Origin of the sequence: Paenarthrobacter sp. A20 (assembly GCF_024168825.1) — a bacterium.
In the GTDB taxonomy this organism is placed as follows: domain Bacteria; phylum Actinomycetota; class Actinomycetes; order Actinomycetales; family Micrococcaceae; genus Arthrobacter.
Genome location: NZ_JALJWH010000001.1, coordinates 2348861 through 2369779 on the forward strand (window position 1 = coordinate 2348861; position 20919 = coordinate 2369779).

Below are 20919 nucleotides of genomic sequence, written 5' to 3' on the forward strand. Positions count from 1 at the left end.
GTAGTCAAGAAGTGAACACAAGGAGTCAACACTCCCCGACATACTCCAACGCAAGAACACCCGTTATGTACCCCTTGTGGGGCCCGTTATGCGCGCCAACTTCGAGATTGAGGGCGCAGAGCGGGCCCCACAACGGTCTCTTGGCAACAGCATGCGGGCATTGCGTCCCGCCTGGGCGCCGTGCGGGTCCAATTGCCCCGCTCCTTGCGTCCCGGCCAGGCCTACGCTTGAAGAAGAAACCTCCCGGGCCCATTCTGTGGGCATCGGGAACAGGCGAAACCAAGGTGGTAATGATGCTGCTCTCAGTCCTGCAGGCGAACGCTTCCGTGATGGACGTTGAGGCGAACCTGCGCACAATCGACGACGCCGCGCAGCGCGCCGCCCACGCAGGGGCCGGGTTGCTCCTCACGCCGGAGTTGTTCCCCGTGGGATATGCCCCTCTGCGGCTGCACGCCGAACTGGACCCTGCCACTCTCCCGGACATTCGCGAACGCCTGGCTGACATTGCCCGCCGGCACAAGATCGGCCTGGTCTACAGCCTTCCGGCAGTGAGCCGGCAGGCAGCCGTCAACCAGCAAGAGACAGCGCACGACGACGTCGCGCAGCCAGCCGCCGCTGGCAACGGCTGGCACATCACGGCTACTTTGGTGGACGCCTCAGGCGCAGAGGTTCTCAACTACGCGAAGGTGCATCTCTTTGGGCCGGAAGAGCACAAGGCGTTCGTGGCCGCCCAAGAACCTCCCGCCGTCGTGGATTTCAACGGACTCCGTACGTCGATGCTGATCTGCTACGACGTTGAGTTCCCAGAAGCTGTGCGTGCCGCCGCCACGCGCGGCGCCGAACTCCTACTCGTCCCAACGGCCCTGTCCGCCGGGTTCGACAACGTGCCGCAAGTACTCATCCGAGCCCGTGCCCTGGAGAGCCAACTCAACGTGGCCTACGCCAACCACTCCGGACACGAGGATGTGTACACCTTCCTGGGTGGCAGCGTTGTGGCCGGTCCTGACGGCTCTCTACTGGCTGCCGCCGGGGAAGGTTCAGCTTTGCTGTTCGCCGAGGTAGGCGCGGAAGCGGTCAAAGCCGCGCGTGAGGAAGTCCCGTACCTTCGTGAGCGCAGGCCGGAACTGTACGGGCAATGGCAGGACAGGCAGGGCTAGGGGTCAACCTGAAGCAGGTGTACTTGCCGCCGCCATGCTAGTAGGCCTTTGACCAGGCTTCTGCCGTCGCCGAAAAGTGGCAACAAGAATATGGCGTGAAGGAAGAACCACCAGTGAAGTGCATAGTCAGGCAGCGCCAAGGCAACCGGGACCCCTGCGACACACGCCGCCAAGGGGCCGGCCAGGGCAATAAGTGCTGCCTGCCAACCCACGAGTCTTCCCATGGGAATGACTGAGAATCTCAGCAGTGTGCTCGCAAAGGTGACGTGGGTAATTCCCGGGGTCAGCTTGAGGCCGAGGACGTGGGAGCCCTCGTGAATCACAAAGCCGATCAGCAGGCAGGATGCATGGATCAGCAGCCAAAAGGCCGGTTGCAGAATCCCGGGAATCCCCGCCACCGCGGTGACTGCGCAGGCAGTGAAGCCGGCAGCCACTGCGGCGGCCGGAACGCGGACGGCCCAAACCAGGCTTTTGACGGCCACCATGACTTTGACCTCGTCAATGGGAACCGTGCTGAGATTCACCGCTGCTGTGCCTGCAGCAGTTGCTTTTTGCGGAGCTTGAGCTTTTCAAGGACTACAGTGACCGCCACGCAAAAAACGAAGAAGATGCCGAAGATGATCGCAATGGGTGTGCCGTCGGCGACCCCAATTTCCAAGGCCGTTGCGCCGCTGGCTTGCTCGTGGGCCTCGAAGAAGATGGCACCGAAAAGCCCAAATTTTCTGACGCCCACGTCCATAGTGGAAAACATGGCCATGATGAATCCTGCCACCACCATTGCCATGGTGATCACAAATGACACTGAAAATGCCGTGATAACTCTAAGAAGCCACTTCATGGCGTCGAATCCTTTCCATCCTCTGCATGCCGAGGATGCTGTACGTCACAACCAAGATATTTAGAACTGAGTAAACTACTGCGCTTATCGCCGGTTCGAGATTGAATACGTTGAGGCCGAGCGTGATCGTCAAGATGACGATAATGGCCAGCACCGCACCGACCAGAACAGTGAATGGGTTCCCCTTTTCCGGTGGAAACGCAATACCTATGAGGGTGGAGATAAGAATATTGCTGAGGCAGAATCCTGCTACGGGCAAACACGCAGAGAGCTCAATGCCTTGAGCAAGGCTGGCCGCGGTAACCGGAATCGCGACCGTAACCCAGAGGATTATCTGCGAGCCGAGGATGCTCGCGTAGTTCCTCCACGCGCTGACGTGCAGCACTGACATGCGCCGCAATGGTTCAGAATTTACATAGGCGTACACACCCTGAAATGTAATGAGAGCCAAAACATAGGGTGGAATGACAATGTGTTGCAGCCATGCAAACAGCGAAAACGCTAAGACGAAGATGACGGAAACTAGTGTTTCGAAGCTGCGGAACAGCACCAGCGTGCAGGCCCCCAGCCTCCACGTTGCAATCTCGGAAGGAAGCAAGATGATGAAGCGACGGAGGGGGACGTACGCTCCGGGAGCAGCGGCCACGATGCCGGCAATAACGGCCATGGAGGCTGCGGCAAAGCTCACCACCGCGAGCCACAATCCGAAGTTCTTTTCAAGTGTGGAGTACACCAGCAGCGGCGAACTGTAGTCACGCCCCTCGACGAAGCTCTCGGCAATCACCGCCGTCTGCTCATTCGTATAGGGGAACAGAACTGAGAGGCCTATCGCCAGGACAATCGGTACCAGTAGTCCTCGGAGCCGTGCCAGCCGCATGATGAGGAGGCTGCGTTCCAAGAGATAGTAGGCCAGGCTGAGGAGAAGATAAACAGTCGCTACCGGAAGCCAAATGGACACCGCAATCTTCGTAATGAAATCCGGGCCCTCAAGAAGCACCGTTGATATCGAGAATGCGCCGAAAACGAAAACCGTCATCACTGCCACCACCGATGCCTCGAACAAAGCGAAGGCAAGCGTTCGTTCCTTGTTGGTGGCAGGAAGGTGAAAGGACAACTTTAGAAGTTCATCCGCCTTCAAGAAGAGGACCCGTATCAGCGTGTACGCAATGAGGACCCAAAAACCCACCGAAACGTTGGCGATTGCGAGGACGGGTTCGAATAAATCAGTTCCACCGAGATACTGCCGCATCACCGTGTAGCTGAGAACATTGAATCCCGCAAATCCGAGCAGCACAATAAAGGCGCCAGCGATTCGCATTGCTCTCGAGGCCAGGAGTCCACGTCCCAGAACCTGCCGGAGAATGAATGTCCAAAATAGTCGAAACAACAGGACAATGCTTTCGAGCCGCATCTACTCGACTTCCATTGACTGGATGTACTCAGAAGCAAGGACCGAGAGGTTGCCATAGTCCTTGTTGACTGAACCCAGGTCCCCTTGGAAGACCAGGGCGCCTTGGATGAGGACGGTAACGTCATCGGCCACATTCTCAAGAACGTTGAAGTCATGGCTGCACAAGAGTACCGAGCGCCCATCGCTTGCGAGATTCCGGACGTCTTTTTCGAAGATCTTTACTGATTCGATGTCCACTCCATTGAGTGTCTCATCGATAACAGTGAGACGACGTTCCAGCATGAATGCGGCAATGAGCTGGAGTTTCTTGCGCATTCCATGGGAGTAGTCCTCAATGAGGTCACGGTGGCGACCACTCATTGAATAGCGGTCAAAGTGATGACCAAGGACATTCAGATCGAGCGGTTCAGTGTAGAGACCATGCATGAATCGAAGGTATTCTTCACCGGTTAGGAACTCGGGCAGGTAATCATTGCTCGAGAGGTACATTGCAGACATTTTCGCACTGCGACTGGAATTCCTGTGCCCGTTGATGTGGACGCTGCCACCCTGCATTTGCAGTAGGCCCAAAATCACCTTTATGAGGGTTGACTTGCCTGATCCGTTGGGACCGATAAGACCCATGATTCTGTTTCCGGAAATGCTGAGTGAGACGTCATGCAGGACTTGCTTCTGAAAGTTGTACGCATAATCGATGTGGTCGACAGTAAGGGGCATTGGGCTTTGGCTCCATGATCTGGCTGTGGTGGCATCGCACGACGATGCCACCACCGCGGTTATCTGACGACTAGACGCACTCCACCCAGACGGAAACGCCCCACTGGCTCCAACTCCAGTTGCCGACGAACCGTCCACGGCCGGACGTCAGGCACCAGATGGCCATGGCGCCCAGAATCGCGAATGCGAGGACCATAAGAACAGCGAGCAGGACGAGGAACCAACCGTCGTAACGAATGACCATATGGTCGATTTTGCTCCTGATTGCGGCCACGGTGCTGGTGGCCTGTACTGCTGTTGTAGCGAGCATATTTCCCCCCTCGGAAATGATGATCTGTACGGCGCCGATGAGATTCGGCACCCACGAGGAGGCTAGACACCTTGAGCAGCCCCCTAGCCGCCCGACAGCCAAAATAGGTGCCAATAGCGCCGAAAATGAGTGGTGAAAACCGCTTGCACAGAAGAATTCGGTGTCATCTAGGTGGTGCCCGCCAGATCCGTGGAGTCCACCAGCTCGTCCACGTACTGCAACGCGAACCACAACTCAGCACGCACCTGCGCCTGGTTGAGGTCCATGTCCAGCAGTTCGCCGAGCACGCCGATCTGCCGCCGCACACTGTTTCTGTGCAATCCCAGCAGCTTGGCGGAACCGTCCCAACTGCCGTTTTCGCTGAGCCATCCCCGCAGCACGCTCAACAGCGGGTCCCGCCGATCAGCTTCCAACGCGAGCACGGGCGCCAGGAGCCGCTCGGCCAGCAGGGTTCCCGCCTCGCGCCCCAAAAGTCCGGCAACGGACCACGTCACCTCATCCACGCGGGCGCTCTTGCCGGTGGTAACAACTCGACTCCGAAGCGAACTAGCTCGCTGGTAGGCGGCCGTAAGACCGGTGAGTTCCGCGGGTTCGCCGATCACCAGGCGCCACCCGAGTTTCTCAACATCGGCCAGCAGGGAGTCATCCACCTTCAGCCGTGTGATCGCAGCGAAGCCGTACTCGGTGATCTCTACGAGCTTGGTGTCGAACAGCCTCCGCCACTGCAGCAGCTCGCGGACGGGCCCGTCGTCGGCAGCACCGTCCACCCTGACGCCTTGAACCACTCGCATCTGTGCCGAGCGGGTGGAGGAGAGACTCTGCGCCACCAGGTCCTTCAGCCCGTTGACATGCTTGGTCCCGCCGGAGGTTATCGAATCCGGATGCAGCAGAACCGCCGTAGCCAACTGGCTCGGAGCAAGCGAACCGCTGGTCCGCTGCCGCACCAGCAGCTCCAGCAACCCCACAGCCGACTGCACCACGTTGTTCTGGGCCGGCGTCAGTGGCGTATCCGAGCCGAGGATCAGTGCACCCAAGTTCGCGTCCTTGGTGCTGCGCAGAGGATGACCGAACACCAATGCCGATCCCGGCTGGTCAAAACCGTCCATCTCCACCCGCGGACCGCTGCCGGACAACAGCCGCTCCAGCATCGGCGCCAACAAAGAATGCTCGACGCCGGTGCTGCCGCCGGCATGGTGCCCGGAGGCTCCCTGCCCGCCGGTGTTGTGCCCGCGCGCCCGGACCCGCCCGTCCGCGCCAACAAGGACAGCCCACACAGGCACCCGTTGAACCAGGGCCGCGAGCAGTTCGTGCTCGGGCCTGGGGGAGAGGACCGCCCGCATGAGCTGTCGGTTGGTGTCGGCCAGTTGCCGGAAGACCCTCGCGTTGTCCGATTCCAGGAGTTGGGAGAATTCCAGCCCGATCGCCGCGAACGGCAGTGATTCCGGAACTTCGAACAAGGTGAGGTTGTGCCGGCGGCAGGCATCCACCAAAGCGTCGGGAACGGCGTCGAAATAGGGCCTGATCCCGAAGCCCAGCGCCGCCACCTTCGCATCCACCAGCCGCTGGACGTAGGCATCCACCTTCGCCGCCGAGCCACCTTTCCCAAGGAAAGGCAGCCCGGCGGTCAGGAGGAACTCACCCTCCGGCAGGTATGGCGTGGGGTCCTCAAGCTCACTGGGCTCCACCCACCGGAGCAGCGAGGCGCCGCTGCCGCCGTCGTGAAGTAGTTTCAACTCCGGCGGCAGCTGCTCCAGGAACTGTTCGAGCGTGACGAAGCTCAGGCGGGCGGTGGCGGGCTCAGGCGACATTGCCCTGCCCGGCGGCGGCCGGCTCCTGGTAGTCGGGGCACCGGTAAGCAGTAGTTGCGTACGCCCGGGGGAGTCGGGGCGCGATCCTGTTGATGATCTCGTCCCCGTGACTGCCTATTGCGGCACCCCAGTCATCCGCGCTCGCCGCCCCTGTAGACGGGTCGCCGAACAACACGGCGGTATCGCCGACGTCGATTCCTGCAGCATCCGGTCCCAGATCCACCATGAACTGATCCATGCACACCTTGCCGATCACGGGCACGCTGCGTCCTCCAACGTTCACCACGGAGCGGCCGCTGATGCCCTTGGGGATGCCGTCCGCATAGCCGAGCGGGATGAGGCCGAGGAACCGAGGTTCGTAGGTGATGGCCTGGTGTTCGTAGCTCACGCCGGTGCCGGCCGGAACTTTCTTGACCATGACCAGCGGCGCCGTCACGCTGAGCGCGGGGCGCAGTCCGAAGTCCGCAGGGTCCAGGTGATCAGCGGGAGCGAGGCCATAAATGGCGAGCCCTGCGCGGACCATGTCGAAGTGGAATTCCGGCCGGTCCAGGATGTTCGCCGAGCTGGAAACGTGCCGGAGTTCGGGGCTAAGCCCCGCTTCGTGTGCCTCACGGACGGCGTCCTCGAACTCGGCCACGGCGGTGGCGTTTCCTGGATGTGCGGGGACGTCGGCCCAGGCCAGGTGGGTCCAGAGGCCTCGAACGCGAAGGGTTCCGTCCAGTTCGGCTTGGCGCGCCCGGGCTACGAGTTCGGCCCAATCTTCTTTGCGCGCGCCGCCGCGGCTCAGGCCGCTGTCCAGTTCCAGATGCACGACGGCGGGACGGCCTAGGCGTCCTGCGATACCTTCCAGCACCTCCAGTTGACCTACGCTCCCGAGGGACACGTCGACGTCGTTTTCGAGTGCTTCCAGAATGGTGGCGCTTGTCTGGGATGCCAGATACAGCCACGAAAGGATGGGCACTGTGATCCCGGCCTGCCGCAGCGTGATGGCTTCGGTGAGCTGGGCGGTTCCCAGCCAGTCAGCCCCTGCATCCACAGCGGTTTGCGCCACTTCCACCAGTCCGTGGCCGTACGCGTTTCCCTTCACCACGGCCATGAAATACGGGGCTTCGGTGCGCTTCTTAAGGGCTATGACATTGTCTGAAATCGCGGACAGGTCCACGGTGACCTGTCCGGAAAGGGCTGCCGGGGCAGCCGCTTGATAGTGTGCATTACGTCTCATGGTTGAACACTATAGGTCATTTTGCACCGCGGTGAGAGGTGGCTCACATGCCAGTCTTGTGGAGGGGAAATCGAAACTACTTTGAAGGGACGTCAAGGGTGACTGTGCCTGTGAACACCAAAAACCCAGCGGCGGTGAGCGTCACGAGGCCGAGCCTCGGAGCCCAGCTTCTGCGCCGCAAACCCATTGGCCAGATGGTCAGCGAGGCTGGAAGCAGCGAAGGCGGTACGCCGCTGGTCCGCAGCTTCGGCGTCCTCCAGCTGACCATGATCAGCGTTGGCGCCACCCTCGGTACCGGCATCCTGGTCATCCTTGGCGAGTCCGTGCCGCTGGCAGGGCCAGCTATTTGGATCTCCTTCGTCATCGCCGGCCTCGCTGCGCTGCTCTCCGCCGTGTCGTACGCCGAGATGGCCGGCCTGGTCCCGGTGGCAGGATCCAGTTACTCCTACTCCTACGCCACCATGGGCGAGGGCATGGCCTGGATCTGTGGTTGGTGCCTGGTGCTGGAGTACGCAGTCTCCGTGGCGGCTGTTGCCGTGGGCGCGGGGCAGTACGTCAACGAAACCTTGGCCGCCTTCGGACAGTTCCTGCCCGACGCAGTGAGCCAACCGCCCGGCGACGGCGGCATAGTCAACCTCCCCGCGATGGTCATCGTGGTGCTGGCCATGATCCTGCTGGTGCGCGGTGCACGGGAGAGCGCATGGATCAACACGGCCATTGTCATCATCAAGGTGGGCATTCTGATCTTCTTCTGCGCCGTGGCCTTCACCGCCTTCACCGCAGGTAACTTCGAGCCACTCCTGCCCATGGGCGCCGCCGGTGTTTCAGCTGCCGCGTCCAGCGTCTTCTTCTCCTACATCGGCTTCGATGCCGCCTCCACGGCCGGCGAAGAAGCCAAGAACCCCAAGCGCGACCTGCCCCGGGCCATCATGCTCTCCATGGTGATCGTCACCAGCATCTACGTCCTGGTTGCCGTCGCAGCCATCGGTGCTCGCCCCTGGGACTGGTTCGACGGTACGGAAGCTGCCCTGGTGCAGATCCTGCACGAGATTACCGGCCAGCCGTGGATCGCGTTGGTCTTCTCCATCGGCGCTGTGCTTGCGATCGCCAGCATTGTGCTGACGGTTCTCTACGGCCAGACCCGCATCATGCTCTCCATGTCCCGCGACGGCATGGTGCCCAAAGTCTTCGGCCGCGTTTCCCGCCGTACCGGCACTCCGGTGGCTGGAACGCTGATCATCGGGACCGCCGTCGCCCTCACCGCAGGCTTGGTCCCGCTTGGTGCGCTGGCGGATGCCACCAGCATCGGCACGCTCTTCGCCTTCGCCCTGGTCAACGTGGCAGTCATCTACCTGAGGCGCAACCGGCCCGACCTTGAACGCAGCTTCCGGGTCCCGTTGTACCCGATCACGCCGATACTTGGCACACTCATGTGCGCCTACCTGATGCTCAACCTCGGCGCCGATACCTGGATCACCTTCGGCGTGTGGATGCTGGTGGGCATCGCCATCTACTTCGGCTACGGACGCCGGAACTCAAAGGTAGCCGCGCTCAGCGAGCAGGACTACCGTGAACTAACCACCAGGGCCGTGAGCCCGGAACCTGTGAAAGCAGAAAACTCATGACCATCGCCACTGAACTTCCGCTCGTCGAAGCCCCCGCGGACGCGGCAGCCCAAGCACCCATCACCATGCTGAACCCGGACTTTCCCTTCAGCTATGACCACTATCTGGCGCACCCGGACGGCTTGGGCTCAGTCCCCGAGGAGCTCTACGGCACGGAGGTGGCCATCATCGGCGCCGGCCTGTCCGGGCTGGTCACGGCGTATGAACTCATGAAGCTCGGCCTCAAGCCGGTCATCTACGAGGCCGACCAAATCGGTGGCCGACTCCGGACGGCCAGCTTCCCCTCGGCTCCCGGCGTCGTGGCGGACCTTGGCGGCATGCGGTTCCCGGTGTCCGGCAAGGCCTTCTACCACTACGTGGACCTGCTCGGCTTGAACACGAACGAGTTCCCCAACCCCATGGCGCCGGCAACGTCCAGCACCGTGATCGAGCTGGCGGGCAAGAAGCACTACGCCACGACGGCCGAGGAACTTCCTGAGTTCTTCCGCGAAGTGGCAGAGGCCTGGAAGGCGGCAGTCAACGACGGCGCAGCCTTCGCCGAAATGCAGGAAGCCATCAAGGCCCGTGACACCAAGCGGATCAAGGAACTCTGGAACGCGCTGCTCCCGGAGCTCGATGAACAGACCTTCTACGGCTTCATCGCGGCCAGCAAGTCCTTCAAGGAAGCGGGCTTCGCGCACCGAGAGGCCTTCGGGCAAGTGGGTTTCGGCACCGGCGGCTGGGACACCGACTTCCCCAACTCCATCCTCGAAATCCTCCGCGTGGTCTACACCGACGCGGACGACCAGCACCGCTCCATCGCGGGAGGAGCGCAAAGGCTCCCCGAGGCACTCTGGAACCACGCGCCGTCGAACCTTACTTACTGGCCGGAAGGCACCTCGCTGGCGTCACTGCACTCCGGATCGCCCCGCGGTGCCGTGGACAACATCCGCCGCGCAGAGAACGGCGACCTCCTGGTCCGCGAAAACTGGGGTCGCGAAGCCACTTACCAGGCCGTGGTGACCACGTGCCAGTCCTGGCTGCTGTCCACGCGCATCCACACGGAGGAAGCGCTGTTCCCGGCAGAGCTGTGGACCGCTATCGAGCGCTCGCACTACATGCAGTCATCCAAGACGTTCGTGATGGTGGACCGGCCGTTCTGGAAGGACATCGACCCGGAGACCGGGCGGGAAGTCCTGTCCATGACGCTCACCGACCGCCTCAACCGGGCAACGTACTTGCTCGACGACGGCCCGGACAAGCCCGCTGTCATGCTCCTGTCCTACACGTGGAACGATGACGCGCTGAAGTGGCTGGCCCTGAGCGCTGAGGAGCGGGTCAAGCTGATGCTGCATTCGCTGCAGCAGATCTACCCGGGTGTGGACATCGCCAGCCACATCGTTGGGCAGCCGATCACTGTGTCATGGGAGGCCGACCCCAACTTCATGGGCGCCTTCAAGGCCAACCTGCCGGGCCATTACCGGTACCAGCAGCGTCTGTTCACACACTTCAAGCAGGATCAGCTGCCGGAGAGCCAGCGTGGCATCTTCCTCGCCGGGGATGATGTTTCCTTCACCGCCGGTTGGGCAGAGGGTGCCGTGACCACCGGCCTCAACGCAGTGTGGGGCGTGGTGAACCACCTGGGTGGCTCCTCCGTTGCCGGGAACCCGGGACCGGGTGACCTGCTGGACGAACTGGGCCCGATTTCCCTGGACTGATCCCGGCCAGGCCTCGCGCATCCAGCGTTTAGGCGTGCATTTCCCGGTGCGCCGCCGCGAGTTCCTTGTAGTGGGCTGCGTTGTGCTTCACGCCCTCGAATTCCTCGTCCGTGAGTTCACGGCGGACCTTGGCGGGAACTCCGGCCACGAGGGAGCGGGGCGGAATGACCGTGCCTTCCAGGACCAAGGCGCCGGCGGCAATGAGCGAGCCCGTGCCAATCACTGCGCCGTTGAGTATGGTGGCGCTCATGCCGATCAGGCAGTCGTCCTCCACAGTGCAGCCGTGGACCACGGCGCTGTGCCCCACGGAGACGCGCTCGCCGACGCTGCACGGGAAGCCAGGGTCAGCGTGCAGGACCACATTGTCCTGGAGGTTGGAACCGGCGCCGACGTTGATGGCGGCTGTGTCTGCGCGGACGGAGACGCCGTAGAAGGCGCTGGAGTCCTGGGCCAATGTTGCCTTGCCGATGATGGACGCAGTGGGCGCAACGAAGGCGGATTCATGGATGGCCGGGGTGTCTCCGGCGAAAGTGTATGAGGGGGCCATGGAGCCAGCCTACTTCCCAAGTAGGTCGCAGTTGGGTGCGGGGGTGCGGAGGACCAGGAATTGGTAGTGCTGGACCCAGTTGCCCGCGCCGGGACCGGACTCCACTCCCACACCCTCAGGCCACGTCCGGAAATGCTCGATCGAGCCGTGCTCACCAAAGGTCCGGCGCACGGTGTCGTCACTGCGGCGGCTGAAGAACCGCCGCGGTTCGTCGAGGTCCTCCGGGTTGAGGACCTCGCAGTCCTCACCTGACCAGAGCCCGACGGCGATTGGCGCACCAGGTGCGGCGACCCGCGCCAGTTCGCGGACGACGTCGTGAATTCCGCTGTTGGGGACATGAAGCAGAGTGCTCATGGTCCACACGGCCGAGAACACGGAATCCGCAAACGGCAGGCTGCGCCCGCTCGCAACCGACGCCTCCAGCCCGGCCGAGCACGCCACGTGAACGCTCTCCGAGGACAAGTCCACGCCGGTGTAGTGCAGCCCTGCCAGGACAAACTCCACGCCCTCAACACCCGTGCCGCATCCGAGCTCGAACAATGAATGCCGGTGTTCGGTCTTCAGCAGCCGGATGAACCACTCCCGGCACTGAACCCGATGCGGCGTCAGCGCACGGGTGTTCCGGACCGGAGCCTGGCGGTCGTAGAAGGCGGCCAGGTCTGCTTCGTGGTCGGCCTCGGGAATGCCGTGCATACCCTCAGCTTAGGAGTGGCGCTAGTTGAACACCACGGTCCGGGTGCCGTCCAGGAGCACGCGGTGTTCGGCGTGCCACTGAACTGCTTGGGTCAGCGTACGGCCTTCGACGTCGCGGCCCATCTGGACAAACTGTGCAGCTGTGCGGGCGTGGTCAACGCGGATGACTTCCTGCTCGATGATCGGCCCCTCGTCCAGGTCCGCCGTCACATAGTGGGCGGTGGCGCCGATGATCTTCACACCGCGGGCGTGGGCCTGGTGGTACGGCTTGGCGCCCTTGAAGGAGGGAAGGAACGAGTGGTGGATGTTGATGGCCTTGCCGTTCAACTCCGTGCAGAGATCGTTGGAGAGGACCTGCATGTACCGGGCCAGGACGGTCAGTTCCACGTCGTGTTCGGCGATGAGCTTCAGGAGCTCCGCCTCGGCCTGCGGCTTGGTTTCCGGCGTCACTGGGATGTGGTGGAACGGAATGCCGTAGAACTCCGCCAACGACTCAAGGTCCCGGTGGTTGGACACGATGGCCGGCACGTCGATGGGCAGGGTGCCGGTGCGCTGCTGGAACAGGAGGTCGTTCAGGCAGTGCGCGTCCTTGGAGCACAGGATGATGGTGCGGACCTTTTCGCCAACAGGATTGATCTGCCAGGTCATACCGAACGATTCGGCTACAGGACGCAGCGCGGTGGCCAGTTCGTCCTGGGAGGACGACGTCGATGCCTCCACGCGCATGAAAAAGTTGCCTGTGCTGGGGCTTCCGTACTGCTGGGAATCGGCGATATTGCAGCCGGCCTCCAGCAGGGCTCCGGCTACCGCGTGGACGATGCCGGGGCGGTCGGGGCAGGAAAGTGTTACTACGAAAGCGGTGGATTCAGTCACACGATCAAGCCTACCTGTGCTGCGTTGTTGTACTGTTAACGGGTCGCAACTGGCGTTGGGTGGACTACCACCAGGGAGCGGCAATCATGAAGACCACGGATCGTACGCCTGGGCCGAGGGTCATGTCTTACCGCTGCACGCACGTGACCGATCCCTCCGTCAAAAAAGGGGCGCGGGAATGCTGCTGCCGGTAGCCTGACCTGTAGCACCACCCGTTGCCTAGCCAGGAGATTTCCGTGACTACCACAACCACTTCCGCGTCTGTCAGCAACCAGTCGCTCGCCGATCTCGATCCCGAGATCGCAGCAGTCCTCAACCAGGAACTTGGCCGCCAGCGCGGCACCCTGGAAATGATTGCGTCCGAAAACTTTGCGCCCCGCGCGGTGATGGAAGCCCAGGGCTCCGTCCTGACCAACAAGTACGCCGAGGGCTACCCGGGCCGCCGCTACTACGGCGGTTGTGAATACGTCGACGTCGCTGAGCAGCTCGCCATCGACCGCGTCAAGGAACTGTTCGGCGCGGAGTACGCCAACGTCCAGCCGCACTCCGGCGCCCAGGCAAACGCTGCAGCACTGTCCGCCATGATCACCCCGGGCGATAAGATTCTTGGTCTTTCCCTGGCACACGGCGGTCACTTGACCCACGGCATGAAGCTCAACTTCTCCGGCAAGCTCTACAACGTAGCTGCCTACCAGGTTGAAGAAGACAACTTCCGCATTGACATGGACAAGCTCCGCGAGCAGGCCATCGCTGAGAAGCCCCAGGTCATCATCGCCGGCTGGTCCGCGTACCCCCGCCACCTCGACTTTGCTGCCTTCCGCTCCATCGCGGACGAAGTTGGCGCACTCCTGTGGACGGACATGGCGCACTTCGCCGGTCTGGTTGCAGCCGGTCTGCACCCGAGCCCGGTCCCGTACTCCGACGTCGTCACCTCCACGGTGCACAAGACCCTCGCAGGTCCGCGTTCCGGTGTGATCCTTGGCAAGCAGGAGTGGGCCAAGAAGCTCAACTCCAGCGTCTTCCCGGGCCAGCAGGGCGGGCCGCTCATGCACGTGATCGCGGCCAAGGCTGTCGCGTTCAAGATCGCCGCTGGCGAGGAGTTCAAGGAACGCCAGGAGCGCGTCCTCGAAGGTGCCAAGATTATCGCAGACCGCCTGAACCAGTCCGATGTTGCCGAGGCCGGAGTTTCGGTCCTGACCGGCGGCACCGACGTTCACTTGGTCCTGGTTGACCTCCGCAACTCGCAGCTGGATGGTCAGCAGGCCGAAGACCTCCTGCACTCGGCGGGCATCACTGTGAACCGCAACTCTGTTCCGTTCGATCCCCGCCCGCCGATGGTCACCTCCGGCCTCCGCATCGGTACGCCTGCCCTGGCTACCCGCGGGTTCGGTGCCACCGAGTTCACCGAGGTTGCCGAGATCATCGCCACCGCGCTCAAGGCAGGCTCCGCCGCCGACGTCGAAAGCCTCCAGGCCCGCGTCGACAAACTGGCCGCTGACTTCCCGCTGTACCCGCAGCACGAGCAGTGGTAAACGGCCTCGCTGCTAAAGCATCACCCGGGCACTGAACCGGAGCCTACGGGATCCGCCGCCACACCTACGGCGGCGGGTCCCGTTGGCATGAGCCTGTCAAAGGCTTTCGAACATAGGTCACCCACCAGAAAGAGCAGATGGAATGACACAGTCCACCGCACAGATCCTTGACGGCAAGGCCACCGCCGCAGCCATCAAGGCAGAACTGACCACTCGCGTTTCCGTCCTGGCCGCCAAGGGAATCGTCCCCGGCCTGGGCACCATCCTGGTGGGCTCGGACCCCGGCAGTACCTGGTACGTCGGCGGCAAGCACAAGGACTGCGCCGAGGTTGGCATCCAGTCCATCCGCCGCGACCTCCCCGAGGACATCAGCCAGGAAGACCTCCTGGAGGTTGTCCGCGAGCTCAACGACAACCCCGAATGCACTGGCTACATCGTCCAGCTTCCGCTTCCCAAACACATTGACCAGGACGTCATCCTGGAAGCCATGGACCCGGACAAGGACGCCGACGGCCTGCACCCCATGAACCTTGGCCGCCTGGTGGCCAACGTGAACGGCGAGATGAAGTCCCCGCTGCCCTGCACGCCCAAGGGCTGTGTGGAGTTGCTCCGCCGCCACAACATCGAACTCAAGGGCAAGCGTGTCCTGGTGGTTGGCCGCGGCGTCACCATCGGCCGCCCCATCGGCCTCCTGTTGACCCGTAAGGAAGTCAACGCCACGGTCATCCTGGCCCACACCGGAACGGTGGACCTGCCCGCAGAACTCAAGCAGGCCGACGTCGTGATTGCCGCTGCCGGCGTGCCGCACATGATCAAGGCTGAAGACCTCAAGCCGGGCGCAATCGTGCTCGACGTCGGCGTCAGCCGCGTGGACGATGGCAACGGTAAAGCTGTTGTCACCGGAGACGTGGATCCGGCCGCTGCCGACGTCGCCGCCTGGCTGTCCCCGAACCCGGGCGGCGTGGGTCCGATGACCCGTGCCATGCTGCTCGCTAACGTCGTGGAGAGCGCAGAGCGCCAGGCAGGCATCGCCTAGGTTCACACGCGCTAAACGAGAGGGCTCTTGCAACAATATGTGCAAGAGCCCTTTCACATGTCGGTGGGCGCTACTAGTCTGCTGAGGGTGCACAATGAAGCAACCCGCTCTGAAACACAAGCCGAATCGTCGAGAACCAGCGTCGACATGAACCGACCAACCGTCATCAGCGCGCGGAACCTCACCAAGACCTATGGTGATCTCACCGCCGTGGACAACATCTCCTTTGACGTACCTGCGGGGGAGTCCTTCGGGCTGCTGGGCCCCAACGGCGCCGGTAAATCCACCACCATGAAAATGATTGGCGGCGTCTCCCAGCGGACCTCCGGCTCACTCAGCATCATGGGCCTGGATCCCGAATCCCACGGCCCCGAAGTGAGGGCGCACCTGGGCGTGGTCCCGCAGCAGGACAACCTGGATGAAGAGCTCAAGGTCCGCGAGAACCTGATTGTCTACGGGCGGTACTTCGGTTTGCCCCTGAGCTATCTGCGCCCGAAAGCGGACGAGCTCCTGGAGTTCGCGCAGCTGACGGACAAAGCCAACTCCAAGGTGGACGCGCTCTCCGGCGGCATGAAGCGGCGGCTCACCATCGCCCGGTCGCTCATCAACGAGCCCCGGATCCTGCTCCTGGACGAGCCCACCACGGGCCTTGATCCGCAGGCTCGGCACATCCTCTGGGACCGGCTGTTCCGGCTGAAGGAAAGCGGAGTCACGCTCATCCTCACCACGCACTACATGGACGAGGCCGAGCAACTCTGCGACCGCCTGATCGTGGTGGACAAGGGCAGGATCATGGCAGAGGGATCTCCGGCCAACCTCATCCGCGAGCACTCCTCGCGCGAAGTACTTGAGCTCAGGTTCGGGTCCGAGCGGAACGCCACCATCGGCGTCGAACTTCAAGGCATCGGCGAGAGGTTGGAGACGCTGCCTGACCGCGTGCTGATCTACGCGCACGACGGCGAGGCCGCACTGGAGCAGGTCAGTGCCCGCGGGCTGCGTCCGGTGACGTCGCTGGTGCGCCGCTCATCGCTGGAGGACGTGTTCCTGCGGCTGACCGGCAGGAGCCTCGTTGACTGACCCGGCGAACAAGCCGATCACGACGGCGGAGCGCCCGTTGCGGGCCCACTCACCGGAGGTTTCGGCTGCCCGGGCGCGACGCTGGGGCGCCTTCTTTTATGCGGAGCAGGTCCTCCGCGTCATGCGGAACTACGGCTGGTCCGTGGTCCTGTACAGCGTGGGTCAGCCGGTGGCGTACCTGTTCGCCATGGGAGTTGGGCTCGCCAGCTTGGTGGATGCGAACAGTGAAGCCACGTTTGGCGGTGTCAGCTACCTGGAGTTCGTGGCGCCGGCTTTGCTGGTCTCCGCAGCCGTGATGACGGCGTCGGGGGAGTTTTCCTACCCCATCATGGACGGCTTCAAATGGCGACGGGTGTTCTACGGTCCGCATGCCTCGCCGCTGATTCCGGAGCAAATTGCCAGTGGCCACATCATGGCCAGCACCCTCAGGTTCCTCCTGCAATCGGTGGTGTACTTCGTGGTGGTGGCACTTTTTGGTGCTTCGCCAAGCCCTTGGGGCTGGGTATCGGCCATTGTGGCGACGGTGGCGGCACTGTCCTTCGGGCTGCCGCTCATGGCCTATGCCGCCAGCATCAAACAGGACAAGGGACAGTTCGCGTTGGTGCAGCGCTTCATTGTCATGCCGCTGTTCCTGTTCTCGGGGACGTTCTTCCCCCTCGATTCGTTGCCCATAGCGGTCCGCTGGATCGGCTGGATTTCGCCAGTGTGGCACGGAACCGAACTGGGGCGGGTCTTCACCTATGGAATGGACCAAAACCCTGTGCTGACCATCATCCACGTGGTCTTCCTGCTGGTGACCGCTACCGTAGGGTGGCTGCTTGTCCGGCGCCAGTTCGTGAAAAGGATGGGCTCATGAGTGTCCTGACAGGTGGCCACAGCGTTACGGACCTTGCCCGTGAGCGCAAGTTTGGCTCGCTGTACTCACGCAATGCCAAGGCAGTGGTGGGCCGTGGGCTGATGGCGGCCAAAAGCAGCACCTGGCTGGTGATGGTTTCCGGGTTCTTTGAGCCCGTGCTGTTCCTGCTGGCCATGGGCGTGGGCATGGGTTCCATCGTGGGCACGGTCCAAGGTCCGGGCGGCGAGGAGATCAGCTACGCGGCCTACATTGCCCCGGCGCTGTTGGCGGTCTCGGCCATGAACGGGGCCATTTACGACTCCACGTGGAACGTCTTCTTCAAGATGAACTTCGCCAAGCTCTACCAGGGCATGCTCTATACGTCCCTGGGGCCGCTGGACGTTGCCATCGGCGAGATCTTCCTGGCCCTCCTGCGCGGGCTGCTCTATGCCACCGGATTCACGGCCGTCATGGGGGTGATGGGGTTGCTGACCAGTTGGTGGGCCATCCTGGTCATTCCCGCCTCGGTGCTGATCGCCTTCGGGTTCGCGAGCTTCGGGATGGGCATCACCAGCTTCATGAAGACGTTCCAGCAGATGGACTGGATCAACTTCTTCCTGCTGCCCATGTTCCTTTTCAGTGCCACGTTCTACCCTCTCAGCGTCTACCCGCAGGTCATCCAGTGGTTCATCCAGGCCATGCCCCTGTGGCACGGCGTGGAGCTGCTGCGGCAGATCAGCGTGGGCTCGTTCAGCCCGGCCACCGCCATCCACGTGGGCTACTACCTGGTGATGATCGCGCTCGGCATCATGCTGACCACCGGAAGGCTGCGCCAACTGTTCCTGAAGTGATGGAGTTTTTGTACAGCTAATGCCCCGAAAGCGGCATCTTGGGGGCGTTAGCTGTACAAAAACCCGGGGCTTGGGGGCCGGTGTTCGCCGTCCGTGGAAGCGGGCACGGGCACCTTTGTGCGTTTGAGAGAATAGGTTCATGCAATCTCTCGGTGACCCGCACCCGTCCACGTCCCCCGCCGGTAAAGGCATGTTCAAGGGCTTCCGCATCGGCGGCCTGGGGATGACCGTCGTTATCATCGCCTTCCTGGTAGCTGTCATTTTCGCTGCCAACCAGAACGATGTTGTGGGCTGGGTCGTGGCAGTAGTGGCATTCGGTTGGTTGGCTCTTGCCACGTTCGTCGTGCTGAGCATTCGCAAGGCCGCGCAGCGTGCCGGTGCAAAGTTGACCGAAGCGCAGAACGCCTTTAACGCCGCAGCAGGCCGCGCGCCGTCGTCGTCCGCGGCCGACAGCGGCGGCACGCGCGTCGTTGCCGAGCGCAGCAAGGCAGACGAGGTCCGGGACCTCAAACTGGACCATTCGTTCAAGATCGTCCAGGTTCAGGTCCGCGTGGTGGATGAGGAACGCGCCAAGGGCGGCGCCGCGGACCAGGACACCATCAACCGCGCACTGGAAACCATTGCCATTACGGCCACCAATGCGCGCGACATGATCAAGTCATCCGGCGGCTCGGACGAGCCCGTAGCCGGCACCATCATCGACTAGAGTGGACCGGGTGAGTACGGCATTGAAGAAGGACTTCCTTCGCATCGCATCAGTTAACGTCAACGGCCTCAGGGCTGCCTACAAGAACGGCATGGCGGAATGGCTGGAGCCACGCGAGGTAGACATTCTTTGCCTGCAGGAAGTCCGGGCACCTGATGACATCGTCAGGAAGCTGATCGGCGACGGCTGGCACATCCTGCACTCCGAAGCTGAAGCCAAGGGCCGCGCCGGGGTCGCCATTGCTTCCCGTGAGGAACCCACTGCCACCCGCGTTGGCATCGGCGACGATTACTTCGATACATCCGGTCGCTGGGTTGAAGCCGACTACACCGTGAACAACGGTGCCGGTGAACCCGCCACCCTCACCGTCGTCAGTGCTTACGTGCACTCCGGAGAGGTGGGGACACCCAAGCAGGACGACAAGTTCCGCTTCCTCGACGCCATGACCGTGCGCCTGCCTGAGCTTGCCAAGCACAGCGACCACGCCTTGGTCGTGGGAGACCTCAACGTCGGACACACTGAACTCGACATCAAGAACTGGAAGGGCAACGTTAAGCGTGCCGGCTTCCTCCCGGAGGAGCGCGCGTACTTTGACCGCTTCCTCGGCGAAGAAATCGGATGGAGGGATGTCCACAGGGGCCTGGCAGGAAATGTCGCCGGCCCCTACACCTGGTGGTCCCAGCGCGGTAAGGCCTTTGACACTGACACAGGCTGGCGCATCGACTACCACCTGGCCACACCGGATCTCGCCGCCGCTGCTTTCTCGGCTGTAGTGGACCGGGCGCCATCGTGGGACACCCGCTTCTCCGACCACGCACCGCTGGTAGTCGACTACCGGCTCTAAGCTCCCTAAGGTTTTCCTCCATGACTAGTTCCACCACGACTGAAACCGGCACCGCTGCTGCTGTGACCGAACCCCAGCCCGCAACGTCCACCAAGCTGCCCGTTGGCGCCAAGCACCGTGTCCTGTCCGGCATGCAGCCTTCCGCCGACTCCTTGCACTTGGGCAACTACCTGGGCGCCCTGGTCAATTGGGTCCGTATGCAGGACGAGTACGACGCCGTGTACTTCATCCCGGATTTGCACGCCATCACCGTGCCGCAGGACCCTGCCGAACTTGCGCGACGCACCCGGGTTACAGCTGCCCAGTACATCGCCGGCGGTGTGGACGTGGACAAGTGCACCCTGTTTGTCCAGTCCCAAGTACCAGAGCACGCCCAGCTGGCGTGGGTCCTGAACTGCATCACCGGCATGGGTGAAGCCGGCAGGATGACCCAGTTCAAGGACAAAGCACAGAAGCAGGGCTCTGACCACGCCAGCGTTGGCCTGTTCACGTACCCGATCCTGCAGGCTGCCGACATCCTCCTCTACCAGCCGCATGGCGTGCCGGTAGGCGAAGACCAGCGCCAGCACGTGGAGCTCAGCCGGGACCTGGCCAACCGCTTCAACAGCCGGTTCGGGGAGACCTTCCAAGTTCCCGAGGCCTTCATCCAGAAGGAATCCGCGAAGATCTACGATCTCCAGAACCCCACTGCCAAGATGTCCAAGTCCGCGGAATCACCGGCCGGCCTGATCAACCTCCTGGATGATCCCAAGACTGTGGCCAAGCGGATCAAGTCCGCCGTGACCGACACTGAAACCGAGATCCGCTACGACCGCGAGAACAAGCCGGGCGTTTCCAACCTGCTGACCATCTACTCGGCCATCAGCGGAACACCGGTGGAGAAGATCGTGGCCGACTACCAGGGCAAGATGTACGGCCACCTCAAGGTTGATCTCGCCGAACTCGTCTCGGAACACCTGGCACCCATCCGGGAGCGAGCCAACGAACTCCTGGCCGATCCCGCAGAACTGGACCGGCTCTTGGCCCTCGGAGCGGACAAGGCACGCGACATTGCCTCAGCCACCCTGGCCGATGTGTATGCCAAGGTCGGTTTCCTGCCCTACCGCGGCGATGCACACCGCGACTTGGGAGTCCGCTAAC

21 protein-coding genes are annotated in these 20919 nt (G+C 62.5%); 11 read left to right on the forward strand and 10 right to left on the reverse strand.

The features are described from left to right. The first annotated feature begins 290 nt into the window (after positions 1-290). Complete coding sequence (locus tag J3D46_RS11100; RefSeq protein WP_253467146.1) at positions 291-1157, forward strand: carbon-nitrogen hydrolase family protein; 867 nt, start codon at positions 291-293, stop codon at positions 1155-1157. Here the strand turns inward: J3D46_RS11100 and J3D46_RS11105 are convergent. The 7 genes from J3D46_RS11105 to alr form a co-directional block, all read right to left on the reverse strand. Further along, a complete protein-coding gene (locus J3D46_RS11105; protein ID WP_231341124.1) occupies positions 1154-1681 on the reverse strand; it encodes a hypothetical protein in 528 nt (175 codons plus the stop codon). The two genes, J3D46_RS11100 and J3D46_RS11105, sit on opposite strands and share 4 nt — an antisense overlap. Then, positions 1678-1995: a hypothetical protein gene (locus J3D46_RS11110; RefSeq protein ID WP_231341125.1), complete on the reverse strand. Its 318-nt coding sequence runs from the start codon at positions 1993-1995 to the stop codon at positions 1678-1680. Before J3D46_RS11110 ends, J3D46_RS11105 begins: the two co-directional genes overlap by 4 nt. Beyond that, the gene (locus J3D46_RS11115) at positions 1979-3406 is read right to left on the reverse strand and encodes a hypothetical protein (RefSeq protein ID WP_253467149.1); all 1428 of its coding nucleotides are present in this window, start codon (positions 3404-3406) and stop codon (positions 1979-1981) included. The genes J3D46_RS11110 and J3D46_RS11115 overlap by 17 nt, the downstream gene beginning before the upstream one ends. Continuing rightward, on the reverse strand, positions 3407-4123 hold the full coding sequence (locus J3D46_RS11120; RefSeq protein ID WP_231341127.1) for an ATP-binding cassette domain-containing protein: 717 nt from the start codon (positions 4121-4123) through the stop codon (positions 3407-3409). A 70-nt stretch (positions 4124-4193) separates the two neighbouring features. Continuing rightward, positions 4194-4484, reverse strand: coding sequence for a hypothetical protein (locus J3D46_RS11125; RefSeq protein WP_253467152.1), 291 nt, complete (start codon positions 4482-4484; stop codon positions 4194-4196). Positions 4485-4600: 116 nt separating this feature from the next. Further along, the gene (locus J3D46_RS11130; protein WP_253467155.1) at positions 4601-6241 is read right to left on the reverse strand and encodes a PucR family transcriptional regulator ligand-binding domain-containing protein; all 1641 of its coding nucleotides are present in this window, start codon (positions 6239-6241) and stop codon (positions 4601-4603) included. Then, on the reverse strand, positions 6231-7463 hold the full coding sequence (gene alr, locus J3D46_RS11135; protein ID WP_253467158.1) for an alanine racemase: 1233 nt from the start codon (positions 7461-7463) through the stop codon (positions 6231-6233). The genes J3D46_RS11130 and alr overlap by 11 nt, the downstream gene beginning before the upstream one ends. A 194-nt stretch (positions 7464-7657) precedes the next feature. On the opposite strand from alr, the gene J3D46_RS11140 reads away from it, so the two are divergent. Further along, on the forward strand, positions 7658-9088 hold the full coding sequence (locus tag J3D46_RS11140) for an amino acid permease (RefSeq protein WP_253469202.1): 1431 nt from the start codon (positions 7658-7660) through the stop codon (positions 9086-9088). Beyond that, positions 9085-10785, forward strand: coding sequence for an NAD(P)/FAD-dependent oxidoreductase (locus J3D46_RS11145; protein ID WP_253467162.1), 1701 nt, complete (start codon positions 9085-9087; stop codon positions 10783-10785). The genes J3D46_RS11140 and J3D46_RS11145 overlap by 4 nt, the downstream gene beginning before the upstream one ends. A 28-nt stretch (positions 10786-10813) precedes the next feature. Here the strand turns inward: J3D46_RS11145 and J3D46_RS11150 are convergent, their stop codons facing one another. From J3D46_RS11150 to purU, 3 genes are read right to left on the reverse strand one after another with little or no spacing between them, the layout of a single operon-like run. Then, positions 10814-11332, reverse strand: a complete 519-nt coding sequence (locus J3D46_RS11150) for a gamma carbonic anhydrase family protein (RefSeq protein ID WP_253467165.1) — start codon at positions 11330-11332, stop codon at positions 10814-10816. A 9-nt stretch (positions 11333-11341) separates the two neighbouring features. Next, positions 11342-12025 carry a class I SAM-dependent methyltransferase gene (locus J3D46_RS11155; protein WP_253467168.1) on the reverse strand — a complete coding sequence of 228 codons (684 nt, stop codon included), beginning with the start codon at positions 12023-12025 and terminating at the stop codon, positions 11342-11344. 21 nt (positions 12026-12046) lie between these two features. Then, on the reverse strand, positions 12047-12898 hold the full coding sequence (gene purU, locus J3D46_RS11160) for a formyltetrahydrofolate deformylase (protein ID WP_231341134.1): 852 nt from the start codon (positions 12896-12898) through the stop codon (positions 12047-12049). A gap of 236 nt (positions 12899-13134) precedes the next feature. On the opposite strand from purU, the gene glyA reads away from it, so the two are divergent. The 8 genes from glyA (at position 13135) to trpS (ending at position 20918) form a co-directional block, all read left to right on the forward strand. Beyond that, positions 13135-14430, forward strand: a complete 1296-nt coding sequence (gene glyA / locus J3D46_RS11165) for a serine hydroxymethyltransferase (RefSeq protein ID WP_231341135.1) — start codon at positions 13135-13137, stop codon at positions 14428-14430. Between the two features lie 142 nt (positions 14431-14572). Further along, positions 14573-15466, forward strand: a complete 894-nt coding sequence (locus tag J3D46_RS11170; RefSeq protein ID WP_091466032.1) for a bifunctional methylenetetrahydrofolate dehydrogenase/methenyltetrahydrofolate cyclohydrolase — start codon at positions 14573-14575, stop codon at positions 15464-15466. Between the two features lie 147 nt (positions 15467-15613). Next, positions 15614-16543: an ABC transporter ATP-binding protein gene (locus J3D46_RS11175; protein WP_231341136.1), complete on the forward strand. Its 930-nt coding sequence runs from the start codon at positions 15614-15616 to the stop codon at positions 16541-16543. Next, entirely contained in the window at positions 16536-17399 is an 864-nt protein-coding gene (locus J3D46_RS11180; protein WP_231341137.1) for an ABC transporter permease, read from the forward strand. The genes J3D46_RS11175 and J3D46_RS11180 overlap by 8 nt, the downstream gene beginning before the upstream one ends. Next, positions 17396-18229, forward strand: coding sequence for an ABC transporter permease (locus J3D46_RS11185; protein ID WP_231341138.1), 834 nt, complete (start codon positions 17396-17398; stop codon positions 18227-18229). The genes J3D46_RS11180 and J3D46_RS11185 overlap by 4 nt, the downstream gene beginning before the upstream one ends. A gap of 139 nt (positions 18230-18368) precedes the next feature. Further along, positions 18369-18935 carry a hypothetical protein gene (locus J3D46_RS11190; protein ID WP_231341139.1) on the forward strand — a complete coding sequence of 189 codons (567 nt, stop codon included), beginning with the start codon at positions 18369-18371 and terminating at the stop codon, positions 18933-18935. Positions 18936-18945: 10 nt separating this feature from the next. Further along, positions 18946-19779 (forward strand): exodeoxyribonuclease III, encoded by an 834-nt coding sequence (locus tag J3D46_RS11195; protein ID WP_231341140.1) that lies wholly within the window; start codon positions 18946-18948, stop codon positions 19777-19779. Between the two features lie 20 nt (positions 19780-19799). Then, positions 19800-20918 carry a tryptophan--tRNA ligase gene (trpS, locus tag J3D46_RS11200; RefSeq protein WP_231341141.1) on the forward strand — a complete coding sequence of 373 codons (1119 nt, stop codon included), beginning with the start codon at positions 19800-19802 and terminating at the stop codon, positions 20916-20918. Position 20919: the final 1 nt, after the last annotated feature.